Raw genomic sequence first — 21,972 nt, forward strand, 5'->3', positions numbered from 1 at the left:
TCAGGCGGGTTCGGGCTCGGGAGTCGGCTCCGACCCGGGGATGCTGTCCGGGTCGTCGGGGCCCGGCAGCGGCTCGATCGGGGCCGGCGGCAGGGTCTCCGGGGTGTCCGGGGAGAGCACGCCCGGGTCGTCCGGGACCGGCTCGGTCGGGTCGATCGGCGGGTAGTTGTCCGGGTTGGGTCCTGGCTGCACCATGACCTTGCTGTGCCCAGCATGGTCACCCGTTATGCCTCCCGGACCGGGGGCCGTGAAAATCCGGGGGCAGCGCTCAGTGGCGTCCTGGTGACACGATGTGGGTATGGCGGTGCCCGGTGTCTCCTCATCAGCCGCTGGATCGCGGGGGAAGACCACCACGGCCGTACGGGTCGGGTTCGTGGTCCTGGCCCTGGCCGCGCTGTTCCTGGGCTACGTGGGCCTGGACCGGTATTTCGTGCAGGAGAACCTCGAGGGCCGGCACTTCCTCAACCTGCTCTACTTCGACCTGCAGCTGTTCGTGCTCGGCGCGGACCCGCTGCAGGACGCCACGGACTTCCCGCTCACGCTGCAGATCGCCCGGTTCGCGGCGCCGGCGGTCACGCTGTTCGCGTTCGCCGAGGCGGTGCGGCTGCTGCTGGCCACCGAGCTGCGTCGGATCCAGGCCCGCAACGCCCGGGGCCACGCCATCGTCTGCGGGGACTCCACCGTGGCCATGACGCTGGCCCGCAACCTGGCCCGGGCCGACCGCCCGACCGTGCTGATCCGGACCCGGCCGATCGGGCCGCTGGAGCTGCGCCGGGGCCGGTTGCTCGGGATCACCGGGGACGCCACCGACGCGGACGTGCTGCGCGGTGCCGGGGCCGAGCGGGCCACCGTCATCTACGCCTGCACCGACGACAGTGCGACCAACGTCGCCATCGCCACCACCGCCGGGCGGGTGCTCGGTGGCAGCGCCCGCGGCGCGACCGTGTACGCCCAGATCCACGACCCGGACCGGGCGGTCGCGCTGCAGGCCCGCCGGCTCGGTGTGGACGCCGCCCCGGACCTGCGGCTCGATTTTTTCAACCTGGACCAGCTGGCCGCGCAGGTGCTGCTCACCCAGCGGCCGCTGGCCCCGGTCGGCCCGCGGCCGCCGCGGCTGCTCATCGCCGGGGACTCACCGTTCGCCCGGGCGTTGCTGGTGGCCGTCGCCCGGGACTGGCGGTTGCGCCGCACCGACGAGTGGACCCGCGTCGAGGTGGACCTGGTGTCACCCGGTGCCGTGGCGATGCTCGCCGCCCTGCGCGTGCGGTATGTGATCGTGGACGAGGCGTGCGCCGTCACGGCGTACGAGATGGATGTCCCGCAGTTGCTCCAGGAACACCCCGAGCGGCGTTACGACGACGCCTATCTCTGCTACCGCGACGAGGAGTACGCCCTGCAGGTCGCGCTCGTCGAGAACGTCCTGTGGTTCCGGGTCGCGGGGAGCGTGCTGGTGCCGGTCGACCGGCTCGCCGGGCTCACCGACGCGTTCGGCGACGAGTACGGCCGGCCCCTGCTCGACCAGGTGCACGGCAAGATCCGGTTGTTCCCCAAGAACAGCGCGGCCTGCGACCCGGAGCTGATCGCCGAGGACCTCGTGGAACGTCTCGCCCGGCTGATCCACGAACGGTACGTGGTCGCCTGCCGGGAACGCCCCGGTGAGCCGACCGACCCGGCGGCGCTCGTCGACTGGCCCGAGCTCGACCAGGCCCGCCGGGCGTCCAACCGGGCACAGGCCGGCTCGATCGGGGCCAAGCTGCACGCGATCGGGTGCACCATCGCGGCCCGCAGCGCCGGCGACGACTTCCGCCTCGACGAGGAGGAGATCGAACGTCTGGCCGCGTCCGAGCATCAGCGCTGGATCCGGGAGACAATGGGTGCGGGCTGGCGTTTCGGGGCCGAGCGCGATCCGGTCGCGCGGCTCTCGCCGTACCTCAAGGACTGGACCGCGTTGAGCGAGGAGCACCGGGGCAAGGCCCGGGCCGCGGTCCGCGACCTGCCGGCCATCCTGGCCGACGCCGGTTTTCAGGTGGTGCGCCTCAGCGGCCCGCAACGGCAGCCGGTGTGAGGGACGGACGGAGACGGTGATGACTGACGACGTGGTACGCATCGGGGTGACCGGGCACATCCGCCTCACCCGCGGCTCGGCCCGGCACATCTACCGCGAGGTGCGCGAGGTGCTGCTCCGCCACGGCGCCGTGCACGGGGTGACCTGCCTGGCCGACGGCGCCGACAGCATCTTCGCCCGGGCGGTCCGTGACGTGGCGGGCACCATCGAGGTGGTCCTGCCCGGACCGCCCGGTCGCGGCCGCCGGACCCGCCGCCTGCTGCGCGCGGCCACCCACGTCACCCACATCGGCTACGACCCGGTTCCCGAGAACACGTACGCGGCCGCGAGCGATCACGTGCTGCGGGCCTGCGACGTCCTGGTCGCGGTCTGGGACGGCGACGACGACGGGGTGTACGGGGGGACGGCGCACACCGTGGCCCGCGCCCGTGCGATGGGCCGGCCGGTGCTGGTCGTCTGGCCACGCAAAGCACGCCGCAGGCCTCAGGTGGGCGGCGGCTCGATGTCGCACTCGAGCCGGGTGCCGGCGATGGCGGCCCGCACCTCGGGGTGATCGGAGCCGAGCCGGGCGGACAACCGCCGCACGGCGTCCCGGCCCGCCTCCGGGTCGGCCGGCTCCCGGTCCCGGGCCAGGTTGACCGCGCACGCCAAAGTCTCCGGGTGGTCTTCCCCCCGGACCCGCCGCAGCCCGTCCACGGTGGCCTGCCCGAGCGCGGCGGCGTCCTTGTCCGCGTGATGATGGGCGAGATCGGTGGCGAGGCCCATGGCGGCGACCAGGGCGTGCGGGTGCCCGGCCCCCAGCGCTCGCACGGTCTCCTCGTGCGTGACCTCGTCCATGCTGTACGCGGCCCGCCACTGTCCCAGAGCCCGCAGCACGACGGCGAGGTTCGTGGCCGCGGCCAGCGTCAGCGGGTTCTGGTCCCCGAACAGCCGCCGGTAGCGGTCGTAGGCCTCGGTCGCGAGACTTCTGGCCCCGACGGCGTCCCCGACGACTCGCAGCGTGTTCGCGTACGTCATGATCGCCGCCAGCGTCAGATGATGGTCGGGCCCGAACCGCTCCTGACACATCCGGTAGACCTCGGTCGCGACCGCCCTTGCCTGCTGATGCCGCCCGAGCCGTCGCAACCCCACCGCGACCGCCCGCTTGGCCAGCGCCACGTCGTCGTGGCGCCGGCTGCGGGGCATCCGGGACTGTTGCACCTCGACGGCTTCACCGGGTCGTCCGAGCTCGAGCAGGTCCCACGCCTGATTGCGTGCCATCACCAGCAGGGATTCCTCGTCGTGACCCTTCGCGGTGTCCAGTTCCAGAGCCGCCGCGGCGTCACCGACCAGCCGGAGATCGACACCAAGATTGGTCACCGCCAACGTGGTTCTCATGTCGTGGTCGCCGTACAGGCGGCGCAGGATGCCGACGCGTCGGCGGTCCAGGTCCAGCGCTTCGTTGTATCTGCCGGCGAGACGGAGGTAGAACGCCGCGACACCGCCCGTGGCCAGGGTGTCCTGGTGCTCCTCGCCGTAGGCGGCGCTGGTGCGCAGCAGGTCCAGCGTCTCGATGATCATCTGATGGGACTCCTGGTACGAACCCAGTGCCCGCAGCGCGTTGGCCAGGTGCCGGATGGCCCGCACCGTGAACGGGTGCTCCGGTCCGAGCGCCGGATCGGATCGCCATGCCCCGACCGCGTCGCGCGCGAGCCGGGCCGACTCCCCGAAGTCACCGATCCGTTCCAGGTAACGGATCTGGTCCAGCACCGCCTGACGCAACTCGTGCGGGATCGCGTGCAGGGTGTCCGCGGCGATCAGGTGCGGCCCGATCTCGCCGTGCTGGTTCCAGGTTCGGGAGTCGTCGGGGCTGCCGGGATCGGCGGCGTCGAGCAGCCGGTGCACATCGAGGCGCCGCTGCTGGGCCTGCCCCGGCGGGAGCCCGTCGCGGACGACGCGCTGCACCAGCCGGTGGACCTGGAGCTGCTGGCCGTTCGCACTGATCTGAGCGAGGCCGTACCGCCCGAGCTGGGCGGCGATCCGCTCCAGCTCCACGGTGCCGAACAGTGCCCGGCCCAGCGGCGGACTGAGCTCACCGTCCCGTCCGCGATGCAGCAGGGCGAGCGACACCGGCACCGGCGCCATGAACGACAGCAGCTCCAGGAGCTGGGCCGCGGCCACCGACTCCGCCCGCAGCCGCCCCACCGCGACGTTCACCGAGGTGGTCACCGTGGTCCGGGAACCCGCCTGCCGGCCGTCGGCGAGCAGTTCGTCGAAATGCTCCGCGAACAGGCGCAGATACTCCCGGACGGGGATACCGGTCGCCGTTTGCATCGCGCCGACCTGGTCGAGTGCGAGCGGCAGGTCGCCCAGCTGGTCGGCCATGGCGTGGCAGTCCTCGGTGGAGCCCTCGACGCCCCACTCGCGCAGGAACACGACGCTCTCCTCGCGGGTGAACACGGCGACCGGCAACGAGGATCCACCAGCGGTGGACCAGGCGGCGTTGCGGGTCGTCACGACCACGTGCCCACCCGTGGCAGGCATGAGCACGCCGAGGTCGCTGGGCTGGTCGGCGTTGTCATAGACGAGCAGCCAGCGCAGCGCGCTCTCCTCCAACGCGGTGAGCACCCCGCGCAGGGTCTGCCGCATGTCCGCCGCCGGTGGGAGTCCGAGCTGGTCGCCGAGGGCAACGAGCGCCGCCATGGCCTGCGACGGTTGCTCCGCCGGCACCCACCACACGAGGTCGTAATCGGCCGCCCAGCGGTGGACGTACTCGACGGTGAGCTGGGTCTTACCCACCCCGCCGAGGCCGATCAGCGACAGTGGTGAACCACCGGACCCGGTCAGGGCCGACCTGATAGCGGAGAGCACACCGGTCCGGCCGGTGAAGTGCCGCACCCGCGGCGGTCCGTTGGTGATCATCGGCGTCGTGGCGGCCGGCATGCTCCCCGGGGCCGGCGGTGGGCCCGAGGGCGATCCGGGCTCGTCGTCGGCCGCCAGCCAGAGCCGGTGGAAGCGGCGGATCTGCTGGTCGGCGTCGAGGCCGGTGACCGACCAGTCGGCGAGCTGTCGCACCACGCACTCGACCTTCACCCATTTCGGCAGGCCGCTGCCGCGCAGCATCGCGCCGACGGTCTCGTGGCTCACCGTGTCCCGCAGATCGTCCCGGTCGCGGATCGCGATGCTGATCCGGCGGACGCCGGGCTTGCCGGCCGATCGGTGCAGCTCCTTGAGGGCCAGGACGAGGTCGCCCAGCGGACCGTCGGGTCCCGGTGCGGTCACCACTGTGGTAAGCCCCCGTTCGCCGGTCCGCCGTCAGTAATCGTCTAGTTCCGCCAGACGATGGAAGTCCATTGGACGGCGTGCTGCCAATAGTCGTCAACTTCTGCGAGAGGGGCGGCAGAACGAACTCGGGGTGAACGATGATAAATGCGATGCTGTGCACTGCGGGAACGAATACGAAGGAGGTGCGGGGTGACTGTGGAAGTCCGTACTTCGCTGTGGACACGTGAATTACTCACGCGTGACTTTCTGCGGCTGGGCGTCCGCCCGGGTGACGTGCTGCTGGTGCACTCCTCGATGCGCGGCATCGGCCGGGTGTGCGGCGGCGCCACGGCGGTCGTCCAGGCACTCCTCGACGCCGTCGGCCCGGCCGGCACGATCGTGGTGCCGGCCCAGACGCCGGAGAACCGTGACCCCGCCCGGTGGTCGCCGCCCGTGCCGCCCGAGTGGTGGCCGGTGATCCGCGCGAATCTTCCCGCGTTCGACCCCGCGGTCACTCCGAGTGCCGGTATGGGGGCGATCGCCGAACGGATTCGTACCTGGCCCGGCGCCGTCCGTAGTGGACACCCGCTGACCTCGTTCGCCGCGGTGGGACCACGGGCGGCCGGGCTGATGGCCGTGCACGACATCTCCTCGCTGCTCGGCGAGCGCTCGCCGCTGGCCGCGCTGGAACGGGCCGGTGCCAAGGTCCTTCTCATCGGCGTCGGATTCGACAAATGCACCGCATTCCACCTCGCGGAGTCGCGGTTGCCGGATCTGCAGGTCGTGGAGCTGGCTGCCGCGGTGCGGACCGAAAACGGACGTGAGTGGGTAACATACGTGACGGCCGGACTCGACGACGGCGATTTCCATGATCTCGGGATCGCGTACGAGGCCGAATGTCACAAAGACGGCGCTCTCTCCCGTGGGACGGTCGGCGCAGCGTCGGGCCGCCTATTCCCCCTTCCCGGAGCGGTGCGTTTCGCGGAAACATGGCTCGCCCGCGGCCGTATGCCCGCTGTGCCGAAAAGGAGAAATGATGACACCTCCCGAGTCCGCCACGATCTTCACCGGCCTGATCCGCGCGGCCGATCTGCCGTTGGATGAGCTGCTGGCCCGGCGCGCGGCCGGGGACACGGCGCTCGACCACTGCCTGCGCCGGGTGGTCGAACAGGCCACCTCCGGGACCCGGGAACGCGCAGCCGCGTTCAACGCCGCGCCGTTGCGCCGTTCCTGAGCCGTCATGGTCGCCACCGGCCTGGACGTGCCCTTCCGGCAGTTCATCGTCAAGCTCCACAGTCGTTGCAACCTGTCCTGTGACTACTGCTACGTCTACCATCACGTCGATCAGAGCTGGCGTGACCGGCCCATGGTGATGAGCCCGGCGACGGTCACGGCGCTGGCCCGGCGCATGGGCGACCACGCGGCGGCCCACGATCTGGAGAAGCTCGACGTGGTGCTGCACGGGGGAGAGCCGTTGCTGGCCGGCCCCGGGGTGATCGAACGGGTGATCATCGAGATCCGCGCCGCGGTGCCGGACAGCACCGGTGTCGACGTCACGTTGCAGACCAACGGCACCCTGATCGACGACCGGTTCATCGACGTTTTCCGCCGGCACGAGGTCGGCATCGGGATCAGCGTGGACGGGGGCCGGGAGGCGAACGACCGGCACCGCCGGTATGCCGACGGCCGGCCCAGTTTCGCCCTGGTCGAGCGGGGGATCGAGCGGTTGAGGGCGGCCGGGGACACCTGGACCGGACTGCTGTGTGCGGTCGACCTCGACAATGATCCACTCCGGACGTACGACGAACTGCTCGCGCTCCGCCCGCCGCAGATCGACCTGCTCCTGCCGCTGGCCAACTGGGCGCACCCGCCACCCGGGCACGGCCGGGGCGCGACCCCGTACGCCGACTGGCTCATCCCCGTCTTCGACCGCTGGTTCTCGGCGCCGCACCGCGAGACCGGGATCCGGTTGTTCGAATCGATCATCTCGGTGTTGCTCGGCGGCGGCAGCGACACCGAGGCGGTCGGGCTGGACTCCTCCGACGCGATCACCATCGAGACCGACGGCAGCCTCGAGGTCACGGACGCGCTGAAGACCACCGCCCCGGGAAAGGGCGCACTCGGGCTCTCGGTGCTGGGGCACTCGTTCGACGACGCCATGCGCCGACCCGAGGTGCTGGCCGCACGCCGTACCGTCGGGCTGCTGTCCGCGGAATGTCAGGCGTGCCCGATCGTCGAGGTGTGCGGCGGTGGGCAGTATTCGCACCGGTACGGCGCCGACGGCACCTTCGACCACCCATCCGTCTACACCCGCGACCTGTTCCGGCTCGTCACGCACATCAACGGCCGGGTGCGGGAGGCCCTGCTCTGATGCGCACCTACACCCTCACCGATGCCCAGTTCCGCAGCCTTGCCCGAGGCGGCGGAGATCCGGATGCGATCGCCCTGCTCGTGGACAGCCAGCTGTCCCGGCGCCGTCTTTACCTGATGGCGGCCGCCGAACAGGACTCCGGGCTCCTCGAGATCCTGCGGCTGGTGGCCCGGATCGACCGGGCCGTCCCGGCGGCCGGCCGGGATCTGCTGCGGCACCCGTTCCTGGACACCTGGTTCGCCCGGCCCGCAGCGGAGCGGGCGAGCTGTCTCGGGGCGCTCGCCGCGGCCACGGCCGTGACCGCGGGGCTCCCGTTCACCCTCGAGGTGTACAGCCACGACGAGGATCTCGTCCTGCCGGCGCTCGGCACCGCGCTCGGTGTCGGACCCGGCCCGGTGGTGCTCAGCGGCGACGGGAAGACCTTGACCATCACCCCCGAGCACGGCTGGCGACCGGCACCACGCCTGCGTGTCACGGGCACCACGATCGAGATCATGGACGCGGATCCCCTGCGCGACCGGTTCCCTGACCCACCCCTGCCGCCACTGCGGCCCGTACTGGTCCGGGCGTTCGGCCGGGTGATCGAGCAGGCCTGGGACCTGCTGGACGAAGAACAGGCGAGCGCGATGGGTCTCGCGGTGCGGGCGGTGGTGCCGCTGCGGGCGCCGGCCGACGGCACGCAGGTCAGTGCATCCGTCCGCGGTTGCTTCGGTGCCATCGGCATGTCACTGCCGGGCGATCCCACGACAGCGGCGGAGCTGTTGATCCACGAGTTCCAGCACGAGAAGCTCGGTGCTCTGCTCGATCTGGTCAAGCTGGCGGCCGAAGGAGGCCCGGCCCACTTCCACGCCCCATGGCGGCCCGACCCCCGCCCGGCCGCGGCCCTGATGCAGGGTGTCTACGCGTTCGCCGGAGTAGCTGCGTTCTGGCGGGGGCACCGGCACCACCTTGACGGCGGGGCCCGTGACCAGGCGGAGTTCCGGTACGCCTACTGGCGCGAACAGTCCCGGTACGGCCTGGCGCAACTCCTCGGCTCCAGCGAGCTCACCCCGCTCGGCGCTCGGTTCTTCGGCACCCTGCGGGAGACGCTCGAGTCCTGGCCCGAGGATTCCCCGGCGGCCGGAGCGGCTCGACGGCGCGCCACCACGATCCACATCGCCTGGCGGCTCGCCCACTACGAACCGGACCCGGAGGACGTGGCGGCACTCGCCCAGGCCTGGACCCGGCGCGACCCGGCACCCCGGGAGGTCGCCGCGCCGAGGATCACCGCGGACCCGGCACCCGGGTTGACCGCGCTCGTCGACGACGTCCGGCCGGACCCACCCCCGGGCGACTGGATCACGCTCGCCGTTGCCCTGCACACCCGGCATCCGATCGCCTACCACCGCCCCGACCTGCTCAAAGCCGTCCACGTCCGGACCGGGAGACCGGACCTCGAGGCGCTCGCCCGCTTCCTGTCAACGGCCGTGCGTCAGATCGAGAACGGCGCGATGTCCTGGTCGACGCGCTGACCGTCACGGGCCGCGCGGGTGCTGATGTGGTCGGATCCGAACGTCTCCACGAGGGTGGCGAGGGCCTCCTCGCGCATCCGGGCGGCGTTGCCCGACTCGGTACGGTCGTGGCTGAGGCCCCAGTTCCACATCGCCGCAAGGAGTGCGGGATGGGTCTTCTCCAGCTTCGCGCGTCGCAGGCGGGACAGGACCTCGTCGTCGGTGGCGGCCGCGACCTGGTGGGAGCCATCCGCCCACTGGGCGTTCGACAGGGTGATCATGCCGGCCACCGTGTACGGGTGAGCCGGGTGGAACCGGTCCCCGAGCCGGCGGAACGTGCGCTCGGCGAGGCTGAGCGACTTGTCCGTACCGCCGGTCACCCGGCGGAAGATGGCCAGGTCGTTGCCGGCCGCGATGGCGTCCGGGTGGTGTTCGCCGAACACCCGCTGGAAGTCCTCGAACGCGTCCTCGCCCAGCGCGCGGGCCTCCTGCACCCGGCCCTCGGCCCAGCGCACGTCGGCCTGCTCCAGGCGCAGGTTCAGGGTGATCCGGTGCTGCCGGCCGAGCGAGCGCTCGGCGCGTCCCACGGCGTCGTCGATGACCTCGACCGCCTTGTCCACGAGACCGAAGCGGCGCAGCGCGACGGAGTACGTGTTCGCCACCCGCACGCTGCGGGAATGATCTTCGCCGTAGAACGTGCGGCAGGTGTCGTAAGCCTGCTCGAGGACGTTGCGGGCGCTGCGGAGGTCACCGAGCTCGATCAGGTCCAAGCCGAGGTTCTCCAGCGAACCGATGGTGTGCAGAGAGCTGGCGCCGAGCACTTTGCGGCGGCGCTCCAGCGTCTCGCGGTCGCGGCGGGCGGCCTCCTGGAAGTTGCCGACGAAGCGCATGGAGACCGCCAGGTTGCTGGCGGCGGCGAGGGTGTCCTGGTTGTCATCGCCGTAGACGGCGCGGAGGCCGCGAAGGGTCTGTTCGTCGAGGCTCACCGCCTTGTCGTACTCGCCGCGGGCGCGCAGGTCGGCGCCGAAGCTCATCGCCGCGCTGAGCGTGTACGGGTCGTCGTCGCCGAGCGTCCGGCGCAGCCGTTCGAGGCTGTCCTCGTTCATGGCGTAGGCGTCGGCCTCGTGTCCCTGGTCGCGCAGCGCGAGGGCCAGGGTGCGGCGCAGGCGCAGGACCGAGGCGTCGTCCGGCCCGAACAGCGGCAACCACTCCTTGAGGGTCGCCTCGGCGAATTCCTGGCAGCCGGCCGTGTCGCCGCGGACGAACAGGTAGCGGGCCATGTCGATGATCAGCTGGCGGGTGGCCGGGCTGTCCGACGTGAGCGCGCCGCTCGGCTCCAGGTGGGGACGGATCGCCTCGTACGCGGCCCGGCTCTCGACCTTGTCCGGGTCGCCGCGTTCTGCTTCTGCCAGCACGCTCTGGATCTCCCGCCTGCGGTCGGCTTGTTGGGCCTCGGTCAGCCGGGAACGGACGATATCCTGTGTCAGCCGGTGAACGACGACGCCACGCTTTCCCGGGTCGGGGTTCCCATCGTTCGTGCCGGCGTCCACCCGGGCCAGGCCGAGCCGGCCGAGGTCCTGGATCAGGGAGCCGTGCCGGGCCGGGTCGTACATCCGTTCGTCGATCGGGGCCAGCAGCGCCGTCAGTTGTTTGTTACTGATCATCCGGTACGGGATGACCTCGGGCGCGGCGAATGCGAGAAGTTCGATGAGTCTCGTGGCCGCCGGCTTGGTCTGGGCGAGCCGGTCGTAGGCGACGCCGACCGTGGAGGCGACCGTCTGGTTGTACGCCGCCGGAGGGCTCTCGCTCATGGTCTTGGCCGCGCTGCGGTCCAGCAGGCCGACATAGTCCGCGACCGTCATGCCGGTGGCGCCGAGCCAGCCGCCGGCCTGTTCGAGCGCGAGCGGGAGGTCACCGACCCGGGCGGCGAGCCGGTCGGCGTCGATCGGGGCCAGGTTCTGGACCCGGCGGCCCAGCAGTTCCAGGCTCTCGGCCCGTTTGAAGACCCCGACGTCGACCGCCTCGAGGCCGTCACCCCACTGCGGGTTGCGGGAGGTGACCAGGATGTGCCCGGGGCCGGCGGGCAGCAGCTCGGCGAGCTCGGCCGGGTCGTCGACGTTGTCCAGGACGACCAGCCATTTGCGCACCGGGACCGCCTTGCGCAGCGCCTCCAGGACCGCGGCGACCTGCTCCTCGACGTTGCCGCCGGGCAGGGACAGGCTGGTCGCGACGTCGGCGAGCGCGATGCGGACCTGGCCGGGCTGGGCCGCCGAGATCCACCAGACCCCGTCGTAGCTGGCGGCGAAGCGGTAGACGTACTCGAGCGCGGTCTGGGTCTTGCCGACGCCGGGCAGGCCGATCAGGGCGAGCCGGCCGCCGCCGACACCGCTGTTGAGCAACCGGTTGCGGATGTCCTCGATCACGCCGCCGCGGCCCGAGAAGCGCGGGTTGCGGGTGAGCTTGACCTGGAAGAACGGTGGCTGGTCGGCCGGGTACCGCACCGAGCCGCCGGCCTGCGGGACGGCCGGGGACGGGTCGGGGCTCAGCGCGCCGGACATCATCTCCAGGACCCGCTGCTCGCTGGCGCCCATGGCGTCGACGAGCATCCGGGACGGCACCCGCCCGCCCATGACGGTGGCGTCGACGCGCAGGACCGCGACGGTGTTCTCGGCCCCGGTGGAGATCCGGTCGCGGATCTGGTGCAGCAGGCGCGGGCCGCCCTCACGGTTGATCAGGTCGCGGGAGAACACCACCACGAGGTGGTCGAGGGCGTCCAGGTCGGGCAGGGAGTCGCGGATGCTGTGCAGGATGATGCGGTGCGTGGCGTCGTCGAGGCGGTCGCGCAGCCACTCCGCCCAGATGCGGTCCAGCGGGGCGTAGACCACCACGATGGTCCGGCGGTCCTCGTTGACGGTCTGCTCGAACTCCCGCAGCACCCGGGTGCGTTCGCCGTCCGGGATGGCCGCGGCGGGGCAGGGCCGTCCGGCCAGGCGCGAGGCGAGCCGCACGTACGGGCCCAGGAGCCGGTCGTTCTGCAGCGGCACGTCACCGAAGGTCGCGAGCACCTCTTCGTACGCGTAGTAGGGGATGTAGGGCACTTCGACGGCGTTCCAGTACTCGGCGGAGGGTTCGTCGCCGAGGAAGTCCAGGTAGGGCTCGAAGCTGTCGCGGGAGACCGTCCGGCCCCGCTGCAGTTTCGCCTTCTCACCGTCCTCGATGCGGGTGGGCAGCGGATACACCGTGATGCCGGAATTCTGGCTGATGATCGAGCGGGTGATCGCCACCGCGCCGGTGATGCTCTGGGTGTTGAGCGTGAAGCAGTTGACCACGGTGCCGGGCAGGCGGACGGTGCAGATGCTGCCGGTGTCGCTGGTGCCGGTGCGGCTGTCGATGAGGACGAAGTCGTAGTTGGCCGCCATGTCGTCGCGCAACGCGTCGAGCAGTTGCCGGCCGCGGCCCGCGTGCCAGAACGCGTCCCAGTCGAAGGTGCTGACCGCCTCGGCGTACCCGAGGTCCTGCCGGCCGGCCGGGACGAAGTCGATCAGGCCGCCGCCGGGGAAGTCCCAGTCCAGCGACATCGCGTATTCCTGGATCCGGGCCGGGCCGTGGAACTCGGGCGGGCCGGCCATGGCGTGGGTCGCGGTGTCGGCGTGCTTGCGGATGAGGTCGAGGATGCCCTCGGAGCTGCGCAGACCCTTGTCCTTCAGGAACGGGTGGTAATACCGGTGCAGGCCGGGCGACTCGAGGTCCCAGTCGACGGTCAGGACCTTGTAGCCGTTCGAGGCCAGCAGCCAGGCGACGTTGGCGAGCGCCATCGTGCGGCCGGTGCCGCCCTTGTAGCTGTAGAAGGTGATGATCCGGCCGGTGGGTCCGGGGTCGGCGCTGAGGCTCATCGGGGGTCCTCGGGAAGGAGATTCGGGTTCAGGATGGGCCGCTCGTCACGGTTGACGGCCGGCCGGGGCACCCGCCGCCGCACCGGGGGAGCGGCCGGCGCGGTGACGAGGGCGGGGGTCTCGAACGCGGAACGCACGGTGTCGAACGCGGGGCGGTCGCTCGACACCACCACCGGGTCGCCGTCGCTGAGGTCGACGATGCGGGAGGCGAGCAGCTGGACGAAGGCGTGGTACTCGTCGCGGTTACGGGTCTCGCGGATCAGCGCGCGCAGCTTGGCCCGTTCGTAGCCGGGGCCGAACGCGGCTTCCCGGTACTGGTAGGGCTCGGCGACGGCGGGAACCTTCATCGGCACCCACAGCAGCGGCACGATGGACGACTCGGCGCCGTGCAGCCGGCCGCTGCGGGCCAGCCGGGACGTGAAGATCTGCCATTCCTTGCCGCACGCCGGGCTGGCGAAGTAGGCCGGGCTGAGCAGCGGGACGAAGACCTGCGCGGTGCTCAGGGCGTCGATCAGCGACGGGGACCACCGCTGGCCGAGGCTCAGGGTCGTGTCGCAGAACCCGGCGGTGTCGTGGGACCGCTGCCCGGCGAACATCAGCACATCGTGGTGCAGATCTCGGTAGAAGGTGTCGACATGCCTGTCGTCCTCACCGGAGTCATGGACGTAGCTGATGAAAAAGCGCACTCGCGAGCTCCATCGTGAGGAGTCGATCACCCAGTGTATCTTCCCGGCGCCATCATCATGGTCCCCTGAGGATGGGCCGGTCGACCCTGGGTTCGTCGCGGCCCCGGTCGTCATGGCCCGTCGCGGGCCGCGCGCCGAGCTTGAAGAGCCGGTTCCGCGCCTCCTCGAGAATGCCGGAGAGGTCGGCGTCGAACGCGTCGGCACTGCCGATCTCGCTGCGCAGCAACGCCCCGGAGCGCCCGGCGCTGCGGCGGAACGTCGTGCGGAGCCCGAATCTCAGCTCGGGCAGCCGGTCCATGGTCTCCCGGTCGGCGCTGCTGGCCGGCACCAGCACCGCGGTGTCACCGAGGCCCCGGCGGTCGATCTCGGCGAGGATCCGCTGGTAAGCGTCGAGCTGGGTCAGCCACCAGTCACAGAGGATCACCACGATCTCGCGCGCTTCCCGGGCCCGCTCGATGCGCCCGATGATGTCGTCCAACGTGGTCACGTCGGCCTGCAGCGCCCGGTCGGCGGCCAGCAGCCGGGCCCGGCTGGCCAGCGTCTCCCGCTCGACCGGGAGGTACGGCGTCCAGTCCAGCCCGTCGGCGCCGTAGTAGGCGAGGTCGTTGCGGACCTTGTCCATCTCCTCGGCGGAGGCCGCGGCGACGACGAAGTGCACCCGCCGGTCCGACCCGGCGAGGGCGAACGCGTTGCGGGCGGCGCCGAGATCGGTGACCGGCTCGGCGCCGGGGGCCGGGACCCGCTCGCCGGCGGCGACGATCCGTGCGGCGAGCCGGCCGGTGAATTCCTCGTATTCACGGCGCAGGCTGCGCAGCCGGATCAGCTGCCGCAGCCCCCGCTCGACGTCGGTGCCCGGTGGGCCCGGTGGTGGGCTGAGCGGGGGGCCGACGAAGTCCGGCGCGGTCACGCCGACGGCCCAGGCGACCGGGATCATCGCCGAGCGGTCGGCGCCGGGCCGGTAGCGGTCGGCGAAGATCGTCCACTGTCGCCCGCAGGACTCGTTGCGGAAGTAGCGCGGCGAGGTCAGTGCGACGAACACGTCGCAGGACGCGAGGCGCAACAGCATGTCGGCGGGGGTGCCGGCGTCGCGGTTGCCGATCGTGCCGAGGAAGGAGAGCCCGGCGCCGTGATCCGAGCTGGATCCCGAGACCCGGTCGCGGAGATCCTCGAAGAACTCGCTGACATAGGGATCGTCGTCCCCGGCCGCCGAGCTCAGGAAGAAATTCGGCACACGGACCACCCTAGTCCAGCGACTACTCAAGCGACAGAGACCAGTCCGCCCAAGCCTAGGGGGCGCAGTCGAGCGCGCAACAGTGCCAAAAAGGACAGAAATGGGGGGCCGGTGGCCCAAGAGGAGGCTCTCGGTCCGCTTGAACCACCGGCATCCTTAGCGCTACCCGCTGATCGCCGGGCTAATCACCCGTTCGAGAAGTGGCGGCAGAAGTTCCCGGAGAACCGCGACCCCGTCCGCGCTGAGCACGGATTCCGGATGGAACTGGACCCCGGCGAAGCCCGGCCCGCGCAGCGCGTGCACCGAGCCGTCCGGGTCGGCGGCGATCTCCACCCCCGGCAGGGCGGCGGTCAGCGCGGTGAAGCTGGAATAGAACCCCACCCGGCGCGACGTGCCGAACAGGTCCACGTCACGGGCCAGGCCCTGGTACGGCGAGTCGCGCCGGTGCAGGCGCAGGCCCAGCTCCGCGCTCAGGATCTGATGGCCGAGGCACACGCCCAGCAGCGGCCGGGCGGTGGCCAGCGCCTCGGTGACCAGCGCACGCAGGCGCCGCATCTTGGCGTCGGAGGAGCCCGGGTCGCCCGGTCCGGGGCCGAGGATCAGCAGGTCGGCGGCGGGCACCGGCGCGGTCCACGGCACCACGGTCACCACCAGCCCCAGGGCGCGCAGCTGGTGGGCGAGCATCGCGGTGAACGTGTCCTCGGCGTCCACGATCACGGCGGTGCGGCCGTCCAGGGCGGGCACGGTGAGGGCGCCGGGCCGGCGCTGCTCCAGCCAGAAGCGGGCCAGCCCGGTGTTGCGGTCCGCGAGCGCCGGCTCGACGAGCGGATCGGGGTGCTCAGGGCGTACCGAAGCGGTCCGGTCCGAGGGTGACCGGAACGCGGAGAGGATGCCCGCGGCCTTGGCATGGGTCTCGGCGACCTCGCCGGCCGGGGTGGAGTGCCGCACCAGGGTCGCCCCCACCGGCACCCGCAGCGCGCCCTCCGGGGAGATCTCCGCGGTGCGGATCAGGATGGGCGCGTCGAGGGTCTGCCGGCCCTGGTCGTCGTGGCCCAGCAGCGCCAGCACGCCGGCGTAGTAGCCGCGGCCGCGCCGCTCGTGGCGGGCGATCACCCGGCAGGCGTTCTCGACCGGGCTGCCGGTCACCGTGGGCGCGAACATGGTCTCGCGCAGCACCTCGCGCACGTCCAGCGAACCGCGGCCGGCCAGGAGATACTCGGTGTGGGTGAGATGGGTCATCCGTTTCAGGTACGGCCCCACGACCTGCCCGCCGTGCTCGGCGACCGTGGCCATCATCTTCAGTTCCTCGTCGAGGACCATGTGCAGCTCCTCGATCTCCTTGCGGTCGGTGAGGAAGTCCGCGAGCGTGCGCGTGCCGTCGTGCCGGAACGTGCCGCTGATCGGGTTCATCATGACCAGGCCGTCGGCGACGCTGACGTGCCGTTCCGGGGTCGCGCCGACCAGCGTACGGCTGCCGGTGTGCACCAGGAACGTCCAGTACGCGCCGCGCTCGCGGGTCAGCAGGGTGCGCAGGGCGGCGCGGGCCGATGCGAGCGGGTCGCCGTCGACGGTGGCCCGGTACACCCGGTGGATGACGAAGTTCGCCCCCTCGCCGCGGCCGATCTCGTCGCGCAGCACGTCGGTGACCACGTCCTCGTACTCGTCGTCGCTCAGGTCGAACGCGCCGTCGCGGACCGCTGTCCCGGTGGGCAGGGAGTCGATCAACTCCGCCAGCGGGAGCGTCTCGTGGTGGGTGATGCGCAGGCATTCCAGCGGCGCGTCGTCGTCGACGCAGGCGAAACCACGTTCCGAGATCTGCCGGTACGGGATGAGCGCGAGCGTCTGCGGTCCGCTCCCGTCCGGCAGGGGGATCTCGGCGAGCGTGGCCACGGTGACGACGTCACCGCGCAGGAGCTCGGCGTGGTCGGCGCCGTCACGGTGCAGCAGGGCGAAGGGTTCCATGGGGTCCTCGGTCGGCCAGGGACCGCTGCCGAGGATCGGCCACAACGAAGAACGGCCGCCTCGGGGAGGCGGCCGCGGTGGAAATTTACACGCGGGTGGGTGTGGCCGCCGGGTCGGCGGGCCACCACATGCTCAATCGCGCGTGCATGCGGAGAAGGTTACTGCATGAAGGCTTTCTGGATGGCGTTGCGGGCCCAGCGCATCCGGCCGAGGGCGCAGTCCGGGTGCTCGCCGAACTCCTGGGCGACCAGTGCGGCGCAGGTGTCCTCGCCGAGCCGGTCGACCGTCGCGTTGACGGCGGCGCGGATCAGCTCGGGGGTCGGCTGTTGCGAGCGTTGCAGGTGTGAGACGAACAGCGCGTCGATGCGGGGGTCGTCGGTACTCAGTACGGGCATCAGGTCCTCCTGCCGGGTGGCTGCGTACAGCACACCCGCAGCAGGATGCATCCTCGCTGCGTACAAGTTGCCGTGTGGTTGCGAAGAACAGAAGTCACACCAGAGATATGCGGATATTGTCGAAAAGTGGTGATTCTTGGAGGGGAGCAGACGTGACGGTGGTGCTGGTCGCCGACGACGACGCCGACATCCGGGACCTGGTCGCCTTCAAGCTCGAACAGGCCGGTCTCGAGGTGATCGCCGTCGAGGACGGGCAGGCCGCGCTGGAACAGGCCCGGGCCCGGCAGCCCACGCTCGCCGTGCTCGACGTCTCGATGCCCGGGCTGTCCGGCATCGACGTGTGCCGGATGCTGCGGGCCGACGCCGCGACCGCCGGGATCCTGATCATCATGCTCACCGCCCGGGTCCAGGAACAGGACGTCGAGGGCGGGTTCAGCGCGGGTGCCGACGACTACGTCACCAAACCGTTCAGCCCCCGCGAGCTGGTGTCCCGGATCCAGGCGCTGCTGAGCCGGACCCGGGCCTGACCTCCACCGGTACCCCGATGCGCCGCGACCGGTCCGTCGGGCGGCTGCTCACCGGTGCGTTCGGGACGCTGGTGCTGCTCATCGTCTGCTCCGGCGCCGCCGAGACCACCGCCCTGGTCATGCAGCACCGGGTGGTCCGCGAACTCTCCGGCCACGTCCAGCCGCTCGAACTCGCCAACGCCGAACTGCGCGGCGTGCTCGGCGACGCCCAGCGCGGCCTGCGCGGCTACCTGCTCACCGGCGACAGCCAGCTGCTGGACACCTACCACGCGGCGCGCGGCGACTACTTCACGTCGAGCCGCCGGCTGACCGCGCTGGCCGAGACCGGCGAGCGGGAACGCGTAGCCAGACAGCTGACCCGGGCCGACGCCTGGTGGCAGCTCGCCGAACGGCAACGGCAGGCCGCACCCCGCAGCGACGCCGCCGCCGCGTACGTGAGCCAGGGCAAACCGCTGTTCGCTGCGTTCACCGCCGAGAACGAGAGCTTCGACGCCGGCCTCGCCGTCCGCGCCGCCGACCTGCAGCGCCGCAGCTCCCGGCTGAGCACCGTGACCACCGTCGTGATCGTGGCGCTGACCCTGCTCGCCGCCGTGACCGCGGTGCTGGCCGCCGTGCTGACCGCACGCCGGATCACCCGCCCGCTGGCCGCGGTGGTCTCGGTCATCGACCGGCGCCGCGCGGGAGCGGCGGACGCCCGGGCCGACGCCGGCGCCGGGCCCACCGAGATCCGGGCGGTCGCCCTCGCCGTCAACGAGATGGCCGAGGAGGCCGACCGGTCCCGGGTCGCCGAGGCCGAGGTGGCCCGGCTGCGCGGCGAGGTACGCGCGCTCGGCTACCGGATCCGCGCCCACCTCAAGGTCGAGGACGCCATCCACGAGGCGATCGAGGGGCTGGCCGGCACGATCGTCGCCGATCACGTGCTGCTGCGGATGGCGCCCGGCCAGACCGACGTGCCGCCGCTGGCCAGCCTCCGCGACGAGCACCGGGACGGCGTACTGCAGGAACTGGCCGCCGCTGACGTCACCTGGCTGCGGACCGGCGAGGTCTGGACGTCCGGGTCCGAGGGGTTGCCGGAGGCCGAGCAGCGCGGCTGGGCCGCGGCCGGCGACGGCCCCGCGCTCACCGTCCCGGTCAGCGGCGGCGACGAATGCCTGGGCGGCCTCACCCTGATCCGCGACAGCGGCCCGGACTGGACCCCGGTCGAGGTGCGCCTCGCCGAGGCGGTCGCCGCCGACCTGGGCCGCGGCGTCCACCTGGCCCGGCTGTACCAGCGCGAACAGCACCTCGTCACCCGGCTGCAGGACCTCGATATGGCCAAGACGGACTTCATGTCGACCGTCTCGCACGAGCTGCGCACGCCGCTGACCAGCATCGCCGGCTACGTCGAGCTGCTGCTGGACGCCGACGCCGGCGAGCTGGCCCCGCCGCAACGCCGGATGCTGGACGTGATCGCGCGCAACACCCGCCGGCTGCGCGAACTCATCGAGGACATGCTCACCCTGTCGAAGATCGAGGCCGGCTCGTTCCGGACCGCCCGCCGTCCGGTCGACGTCGCCGCGCTCGCCGGCCACGCGCTGACCGCGATCGCCCCGGCCGCGGAGAAGGGCGAGGTGCACCTCGCGCCGGACCTGCACGGGCCGCTGGAACTGACCGCCGACCCGGACCAGCTCGACCGCATCCTGATGAACCTGCTCTCCAACGCGGTTAAGTTCACCCCGGCCGGCGGCACGGTCACGCTGCGCGCGGTGCGGGAGAACAACGAGATCCACCTCGTCGTGAGCGACACCGGCATGGGCATCCCGCCGAACGAGCAGGACTCGCTGTTCGCCCGCTTCTTCCGCGCCACCAACGCCATTCACCAGGCCATTCCGGGTACGGGTCTGGGGCTGGCCATCGTCCGTACGATCGTGGACAACCACAGCGGCCACATCTCGGTGCAGTCCGCCGAGGGGGCCGGCACCACGGTGACCGTGCGCCTGCCGATGCGCTGAGACAATCGTCGGGTGGACATCGCATTCCTGCCGCCGGGCAGCCCGGCCGCCCCGGTCACCGCACTGATCAACCAGGTCTACGCCGACGGGGAGAAAGGCCTGTGGCGCGCCGGCGCCGCCCGCACCACCGAGGCCGAGGTCGCTTCGCTCATCGAGCGCGGGGAGATCGCCGTCGCCCGGCGCGAGGGCCGCGTCATCGGCACCGTACGCGTCCAGCAGCTCGCCCCCGGACTCGGCGAGTTCGGCCAGCTGTCGGCCGACCCGGCGGAACGCGGCACCGGTGTCGGCCGGGAACTCGTGCGCTTCGCGGAGAACTGGGCCCGCGACCGCGACCTGCCCACGATGCAGCTCGAACTACTCACCCCGGACGACTGGGAACACCCGGTCAAGGAATTCCTGCGTGCCTGGTACACCCGGATCGGTTACCGGGTGGTCGGCACCATGGACATCGCCACCGCCCACCCCGAACTCGCCCCGCTGCTCGCGGGCCCAGCGACATTGCTGGTATTCCACAAAGAACTCTGAGTACGCGTACGGATGGCCGGGGCGCCCGCCTCGACAAGACTTCCACCCATGCGAATTCTTCTGGCCACCGTCGCCCTCACCGGCGTATTCATGACCGGCGCCTGCTCCTACCAGGAAGCCATCTGCGGCAACGGGGAATACCCGGTCACCACCACCGAGGGTGGCGGCACCTGCGTCAAGAACGGCGAGGACCCGCCCTCGGGATACATCCGCTATCCCGAGGGCAAGGAACCGAAGCACGTCGACGACGAATGGGACCTGTACTGGCGCGACCACCGGGTACCGGCTACTGCCGGTACGTCGACAGGAAGCGCGCCAGCCGGTCGGTAGCGTCGTCGAGGACGTCGACCGGGGCCAGGAACACCAGCCGCAGGTGGTCCGGGGTGGGCAGGTTGAAGCCGGTGCCGTGGGACAGCAGCATCAGCTCCTGCTCCAGCAGATCGATGATCATCTTCTGGTCGTCGCGGATCTTGTGCACCGCCGGGTCCAGCCGCGCGAACAGATACAGCGCGCCGCGCGGCCGCACGGCGTCCACCCCGGGAATCTCGTTCACCTTCCGGTACGCGTGATTGCGCTGCTCGTACAGCCGCCCGCCCGGCCGGATCAGCGTGTTGATGCTCTGGAACCCGCCCAGCGCCGTCTGCACCGCGTGCTGGGCGGGCACATTCGGGCACAACCGCATGTTCGCCAGCAGCTGCAGCCCCTCGAGATACTCCTGCGCGTTCGCCCTCGGCCCGCTGACCGCCATCCACCCCGATCGGAACCCGGCCGCCCGGTACGCCTTCGACAACCCGCTCATGGTGAGGACCAGCAGATCGGGCGCGAGCGCGGCGGCGCACACGTGCTCGGCGTCGTCGTACAAGATCTTGTCGTAGATCTCGTCCGCCAGCACCAGCAGATCGTGGCGCCGGGCGATCTCCAGCATCCCCAGCAACGTCTCCCGCGAATACACCGCCCCGGTCGGGTTGTTCGGGTTGATGATCACCATCGCCCGGGTCTCCGGCGTGACCGACGCGGCAAGATGCTCCAGATCCGGCTCCCACCCCTGCGACTCGTCACACCGGTAATGCACCGGCCGCCCACCGCACAACGTGACCGCCCCGGTCCACAGCGGGTAGTCCGGGCTCGGCACAAGCACCTCGTCGCCGGTGTTGAGCAACGCCTGCATCGACATGACGATCAGCTCGGAGACCCCGTTGCCGAGAAAGACGTCATCGGGCTGCACGTCCCGGACCCCGAGCGTCTGGTAATACTGCGCGACGGCGACCCGGGCAGAATAGATCCCGCGGGCATCGCTGTACCCCTCGGCGGCACCCAGGTTGTGCACCATGTCCGCGACGATCGGCTCGGGGGTGGCCAGCCCCCACGGAGCCGGATTCCCCAGGTTCAGCTTGAGAATCCGGTGCCCGGCACTCTCCAGCTCCTGAGCCCGCTGCAGCACGGGGCCACGGATGTCGTACCGGACGTTCTTGAGCCTGCTCGCCTGCGCAACCATGCGACCGAGCTTAAGCCGCCCCGTCCCGCCCGTGTGACTATGTCGCTAACATAGCGACATTCGGGGGTATCATGTTGCTATGTTAGCGACATTGCCCC

At 71.3% G+C, this 21,972-nt stretch carries 18 protein-coding genes; 10 read left to right on the forward strand and 8 right to left on the reverse strand.

The genetic code is table 11. The features are described from left to right. On the reverse strand, positions 1-195 hold the full coding sequence (locus ACIA6A_RS15920; protein ID WP_396098357.1) for a hypothetical protein: 195 nt from the start codon (positions 193-195) through the stop codon (positions 1-3). A 103-nt stretch (positions 196-298) separates the two neighbouring features. On the opposite strand from ACIA6A_RS15920, the gene ACIA6A_RS15925 reads away from it, so the two are divergent. Together ACIA6A_RS15925 and ACIA6A_RS15930 are read left to right on the forward strand one after the other, a co-directional pair. Beyond that, the gene (locus ACIA6A_RS15925; protein WP_396098358.1) at positions 299-2,065 is read left to right on the forward strand and encodes an NAD-binding protein; all 1,767 of its coding nucleotides are present in this window, start codon (positions 299-301) and stop codon (positions 2,063-2,065) included. 19 nt (positions 2,066-2,084) lie between these two features. Beyond that, entirely contained in the window at positions 2,085-2,618 is a 534-nt protein-coding gene (locus ACIA6A_RS15930) for a hypothetical protein (protein ID WP_396098359.1), read from the forward strand. On the opposite strand, the gene fxsT (ACIA6A_RS15935) is transcribed toward ACIA6A_RS15930, so the two are convergent. After that, on the reverse strand, positions 2,549-5,329 hold the full coding sequence (gene fxsT / locus ACIA6A_RS15935; RefSeq protein WP_396098360.1) for an FxSxx-COOH system tetratricopeptide repeat protein: 2,781 nt from the start codon (positions 5,327-5,329) through the stop codon (positions 2,549-2,551). The genes ACIA6A_RS15930 and fxsT (ACIA6A_RS15935) overlap by 70 nt on opposite strands. A 189-nt stretch (positions 5,330-5,518) precedes the next feature. Here fxsT (ACIA6A_RS15935) and ACIA6A_RS15940 point away from each other — a divergent pair, with 189 nt between their 5' ends. The 4 genes from ACIA6A_RS15940 to ACIA6A_RS15955 are packed head-to-tail and all read left to right on the forward strand — an operon-like array spanning position 5,519 to position 9,190. Next, the gene (locus ACIA6A_RS15940) at positions 5,519-6,412 is read left to right on the forward strand and encodes an aminoglycoside N(3)-acetyltransferase (protein WP_396098362.1); all 894 of its coding nucleotides are present in this window, start codon (positions 5,519-5,521) and stop codon (positions 6,410-6,412) included. Continuing rightward, on the forward strand, positions 6,345-6,542 hold the full coding sequence (locus ACIA6A_RS15945; RefSeq protein ID WP_396098363.1) for a hypothetical protein: 198 nt from the start codon (positions 6,345-6,347) through the stop codon (positions 6,540-6,542). Before ACIA6A_RS15940 ends, ACIA6A_RS15945 begins: the two co-directional genes overlap by 68 nt. Before the next feature lie 6 nt (positions 6,543-6,548). Beyond that, entirely contained in the window at positions 6,549-7,679 is a 1,131-nt protein-coding gene (locus ACIA6A_RS15950) for an FxsB family cyclophane-forming radical SAM/SPASM peptide maturase (RefSeq protein ID WP_396098364.1), read from the forward strand. Continuing rightward, positions 7,679-9,190 carry an aKG-HExxH-type peptide beta-hydroxylase gene (locus tag ACIA6A_RS15955; protein WP_396098365.1) on the forward strand — a complete coding sequence of 504 codons (1,512 nt, stop codon included), beginning with the start codon at positions 7,679-7,681 and terminating at the stop codon, positions 9,188-9,190. Before ACIA6A_RS15950 ends, ACIA6A_RS15955 begins: the two co-directional genes overlap by 1 nt. On the opposite strand, the gene fxsT (ACIA6A_RS15960) is transcribed toward ACIA6A_RS15955, so the two are convergent. From fxsT (ACIA6A_RS15960) to ACIA6A_RS15980, 5 genes are all read right to left on the reverse strand, one after another. Further along, entirely contained in the window at positions 9,151-13,062 is a 3,912-nt protein-coding gene (gene fxsT / locus ACIA6A_RS15960) for an FxSxx-COOH system tetratricopeptide repeat protein (RefSeq protein WP_396098366.1), read from the reverse strand. The two genes, ACIA6A_RS15955 and fxsT (ACIA6A_RS15960), sit on opposite strands and share 40 nt — an antisense overlap. After that, positions 13,059-13,748, reverse strand: coding sequence for a TIR-like protein FxsC (locus ACIA6A_RS15965; RefSeq protein WP_396098367.1), 690 nt, complete (start codon positions 13,746-13,748; stop codon positions 13,059-13,061). Before ACIA6A_RS15965 ends, fxsT (ACIA6A_RS15960) begins: the two co-directional genes overlap by 4 nt. Before the next feature lie 55 nt (positions 13,749-13,803). Next, the gene (gene fsxC / locus ACIA6A_RS15970; protein ID WP_396098368.1) at positions 13,804-14,979 is read right to left on the reverse strand and encodes an FxsC protein; all 1,176 of its coding nucleotides are present in this window, start codon (positions 14,977-14,979) and stop codon (positions 13,804-13,806) included. 162 nt (positions 14,980-15,141) lie between these two features. Next, positions 15,142-16,941: an anthranilate synthase family protein gene (locus ACIA6A_RS15975; protein WP_396098370.1), complete on the reverse strand. Its 1,800-nt coding sequence runs from the start codon at positions 16,939-16,941 to the stop codon at positions 15,142-15,144. A 158-nt stretch (positions 16,942-17,099) separates the two neighbouring features. After that, positions 17,100-17,336, reverse strand: a complete 237-nt coding sequence (locus ACIA6A_RS15980; protein ID WP_396098371.1) for a hypothetical protein — start codon at positions 17,334-17,336, stop codon at positions 17,100-17,102. A 152-nt stretch (positions 17,337-17,488) separates the two neighbouring features. Between ACIA6A_RS15980 and ACIA6A_RS15985 the strand changes: the two genes are divergently transcribed. Genes ACIA6A_RS15985 through ACIA6A_RS16000 form a run of 4 tightly spaced genes read left to right on the forward strand, consistent with a single transcriptional unit; the run spans position 17,489 to position 20,709 of the window. After that, entirely contained in the window at positions 17,489-17,863 is a 375-nt protein-coding gene (locus ACIA6A_RS15985; protein WP_396098372.1) for a response regulator transcription factor, read from the forward strand. Positions 17,864-17,880: 17 nt separating this feature from the next. Then, entirely contained in the window at positions 17,881-19,854 is a 1,974-nt protein-coding gene (locus ACIA6A_RS15990) for an ATP-binding protein (protein ID WP_396098373.1), read from the forward strand. Positions 19,855-19,866: 12 nt separating this feature from the next. Next, positions 19,867-20,379, forward strand: coding sequence for a GNAT family N-acetyltransferase (locus ACIA6A_RS15995; protein WP_396098374.1), 513 nt, complete (start codon positions 19,867-19,869; stop codon positions 20,377-20,379). A gap of 48 nt (positions 20,380-20,427) precedes the next feature. After that, positions 20,428-20,709 carry an SCO0607 family lipoprotein gene (locus tag ACIA6A_RS16000; RefSeq protein ID WP_396098375.1) on the forward strand — a complete coding sequence of 94 codons (282 nt, stop codon included), beginning with the start codon at positions 20,428-20,430 and terminating at the stop codon, positions 20,707-20,709. On the opposite strand, the gene ACIA6A_RS16005 is transcribed toward ACIA6A_RS16000, so the two are convergent. Then, positions 20,666-21,874, reverse strand: coding sequence for a pyridoxal phosphate-dependent aminotransferase (locus ACIA6A_RS16005; RefSeq protein WP_396098376.1), 1,209 nt, complete (start codon positions 21,872-21,874; stop codon positions 20,666-20,668). The two genes, ACIA6A_RS16000 and ACIA6A_RS16005, sit on opposite strands and share 44 nt — an antisense overlap. Positions 21,875-21,972 lie beyond the last annotated feature (98 nt).

Source organism: Actinoplanes sp. NPDC051494, assembly GCF_044454705.1.
In the GTDB taxonomy this organism is placed as follows: domain Bacteria; phylum Actinomycetota; class Actinomycetes; order Mycobacteriales; family Micromonosporaceae; genus Actinoplanes.

Coding starts and splice junctions, on each gene's coding strand:
- ACIA6A_RS15920 (WP_396098357.1), bottom strand. CDS start 195: ATGGTGCAGCCAGGACCCAACCCGGACAACTACCCGCCGATCGACCCG.
- ACIA6A_RS15925 (WP_396098358.1), top strand. CDS start 299: ATGGCGGTGCCCGGTGTCTCCTCATCAGCCGCTGGATCGCGGGGGAAG.
- ACIA6A_RS15930 (WP_396098359.1), top strand. CDS start 2,085: ATGACTGACGACGTGGTACGCATCGGGGTGACCGGGCACATCCGCCTC.
- ACIA6A_RS15945 (WP_396098363.1), top strand. CDS start 6,345: ATGACACCTCCCGAGTCCGCCACGATCTTCACCGGCCTGATCCGCGCG.
- ACIA6A_RS15950 (WP_396098364.1), top strand. CDS start 6,549: ATGGTCGCCACCGGCCTGGACGTGCCCTTCCGGCAGTTCATCGTCAAG.
- ACIA6A_RS15955 (WP_396098365.1), top strand. CDS start 7,679: ATGCGCACCTACACCCTCACCGATGCCCAGTTCCGCAGCCTTGCCCGA.
- fxsT (WP_396098366.1), bottom strand. CDS start 13,062: ATGAGCCTCAGCGCCGACCCCGGACCCACCGGCCGGATCATCACCTTC.
- ACIA6A_RS15975 (WP_396098370.1), bottom strand. CDS start 16,941: ATGGAACCCTTCGCCCTGCTGCACCGTGACGGCGCCGACCACGCCGAG.
- ACIA6A_RS15980 (WP_396098371.1), bottom strand. CDS start 17,336: ATGCCCGTACTGAGTACCGACGACCCCCGCATCGACGCGCTGTTCGTC.
- ACIA6A_RS15990 (WP_396098373.1), top strand. CDS start 17,881: ATGCGCCGCGACCGGTCCGTCGGGCGGCTGCTCACCGGTGCGTTCGGG.
- ACIA6A_RS16000 (WP_396098375.1), top strand. CDS start 20,428: ATGCGAATTCTTCTGGCCACCGTCGCCCTCACCGGCGTATTCATGACC.
- ACIA6A_RS16005 (WP_396098376.1), bottom strand. CDS start 21,874: ATGGTTGCGCAGGCGAGCAGGCTCAAGAACGTCCGGTACGACATCCGT.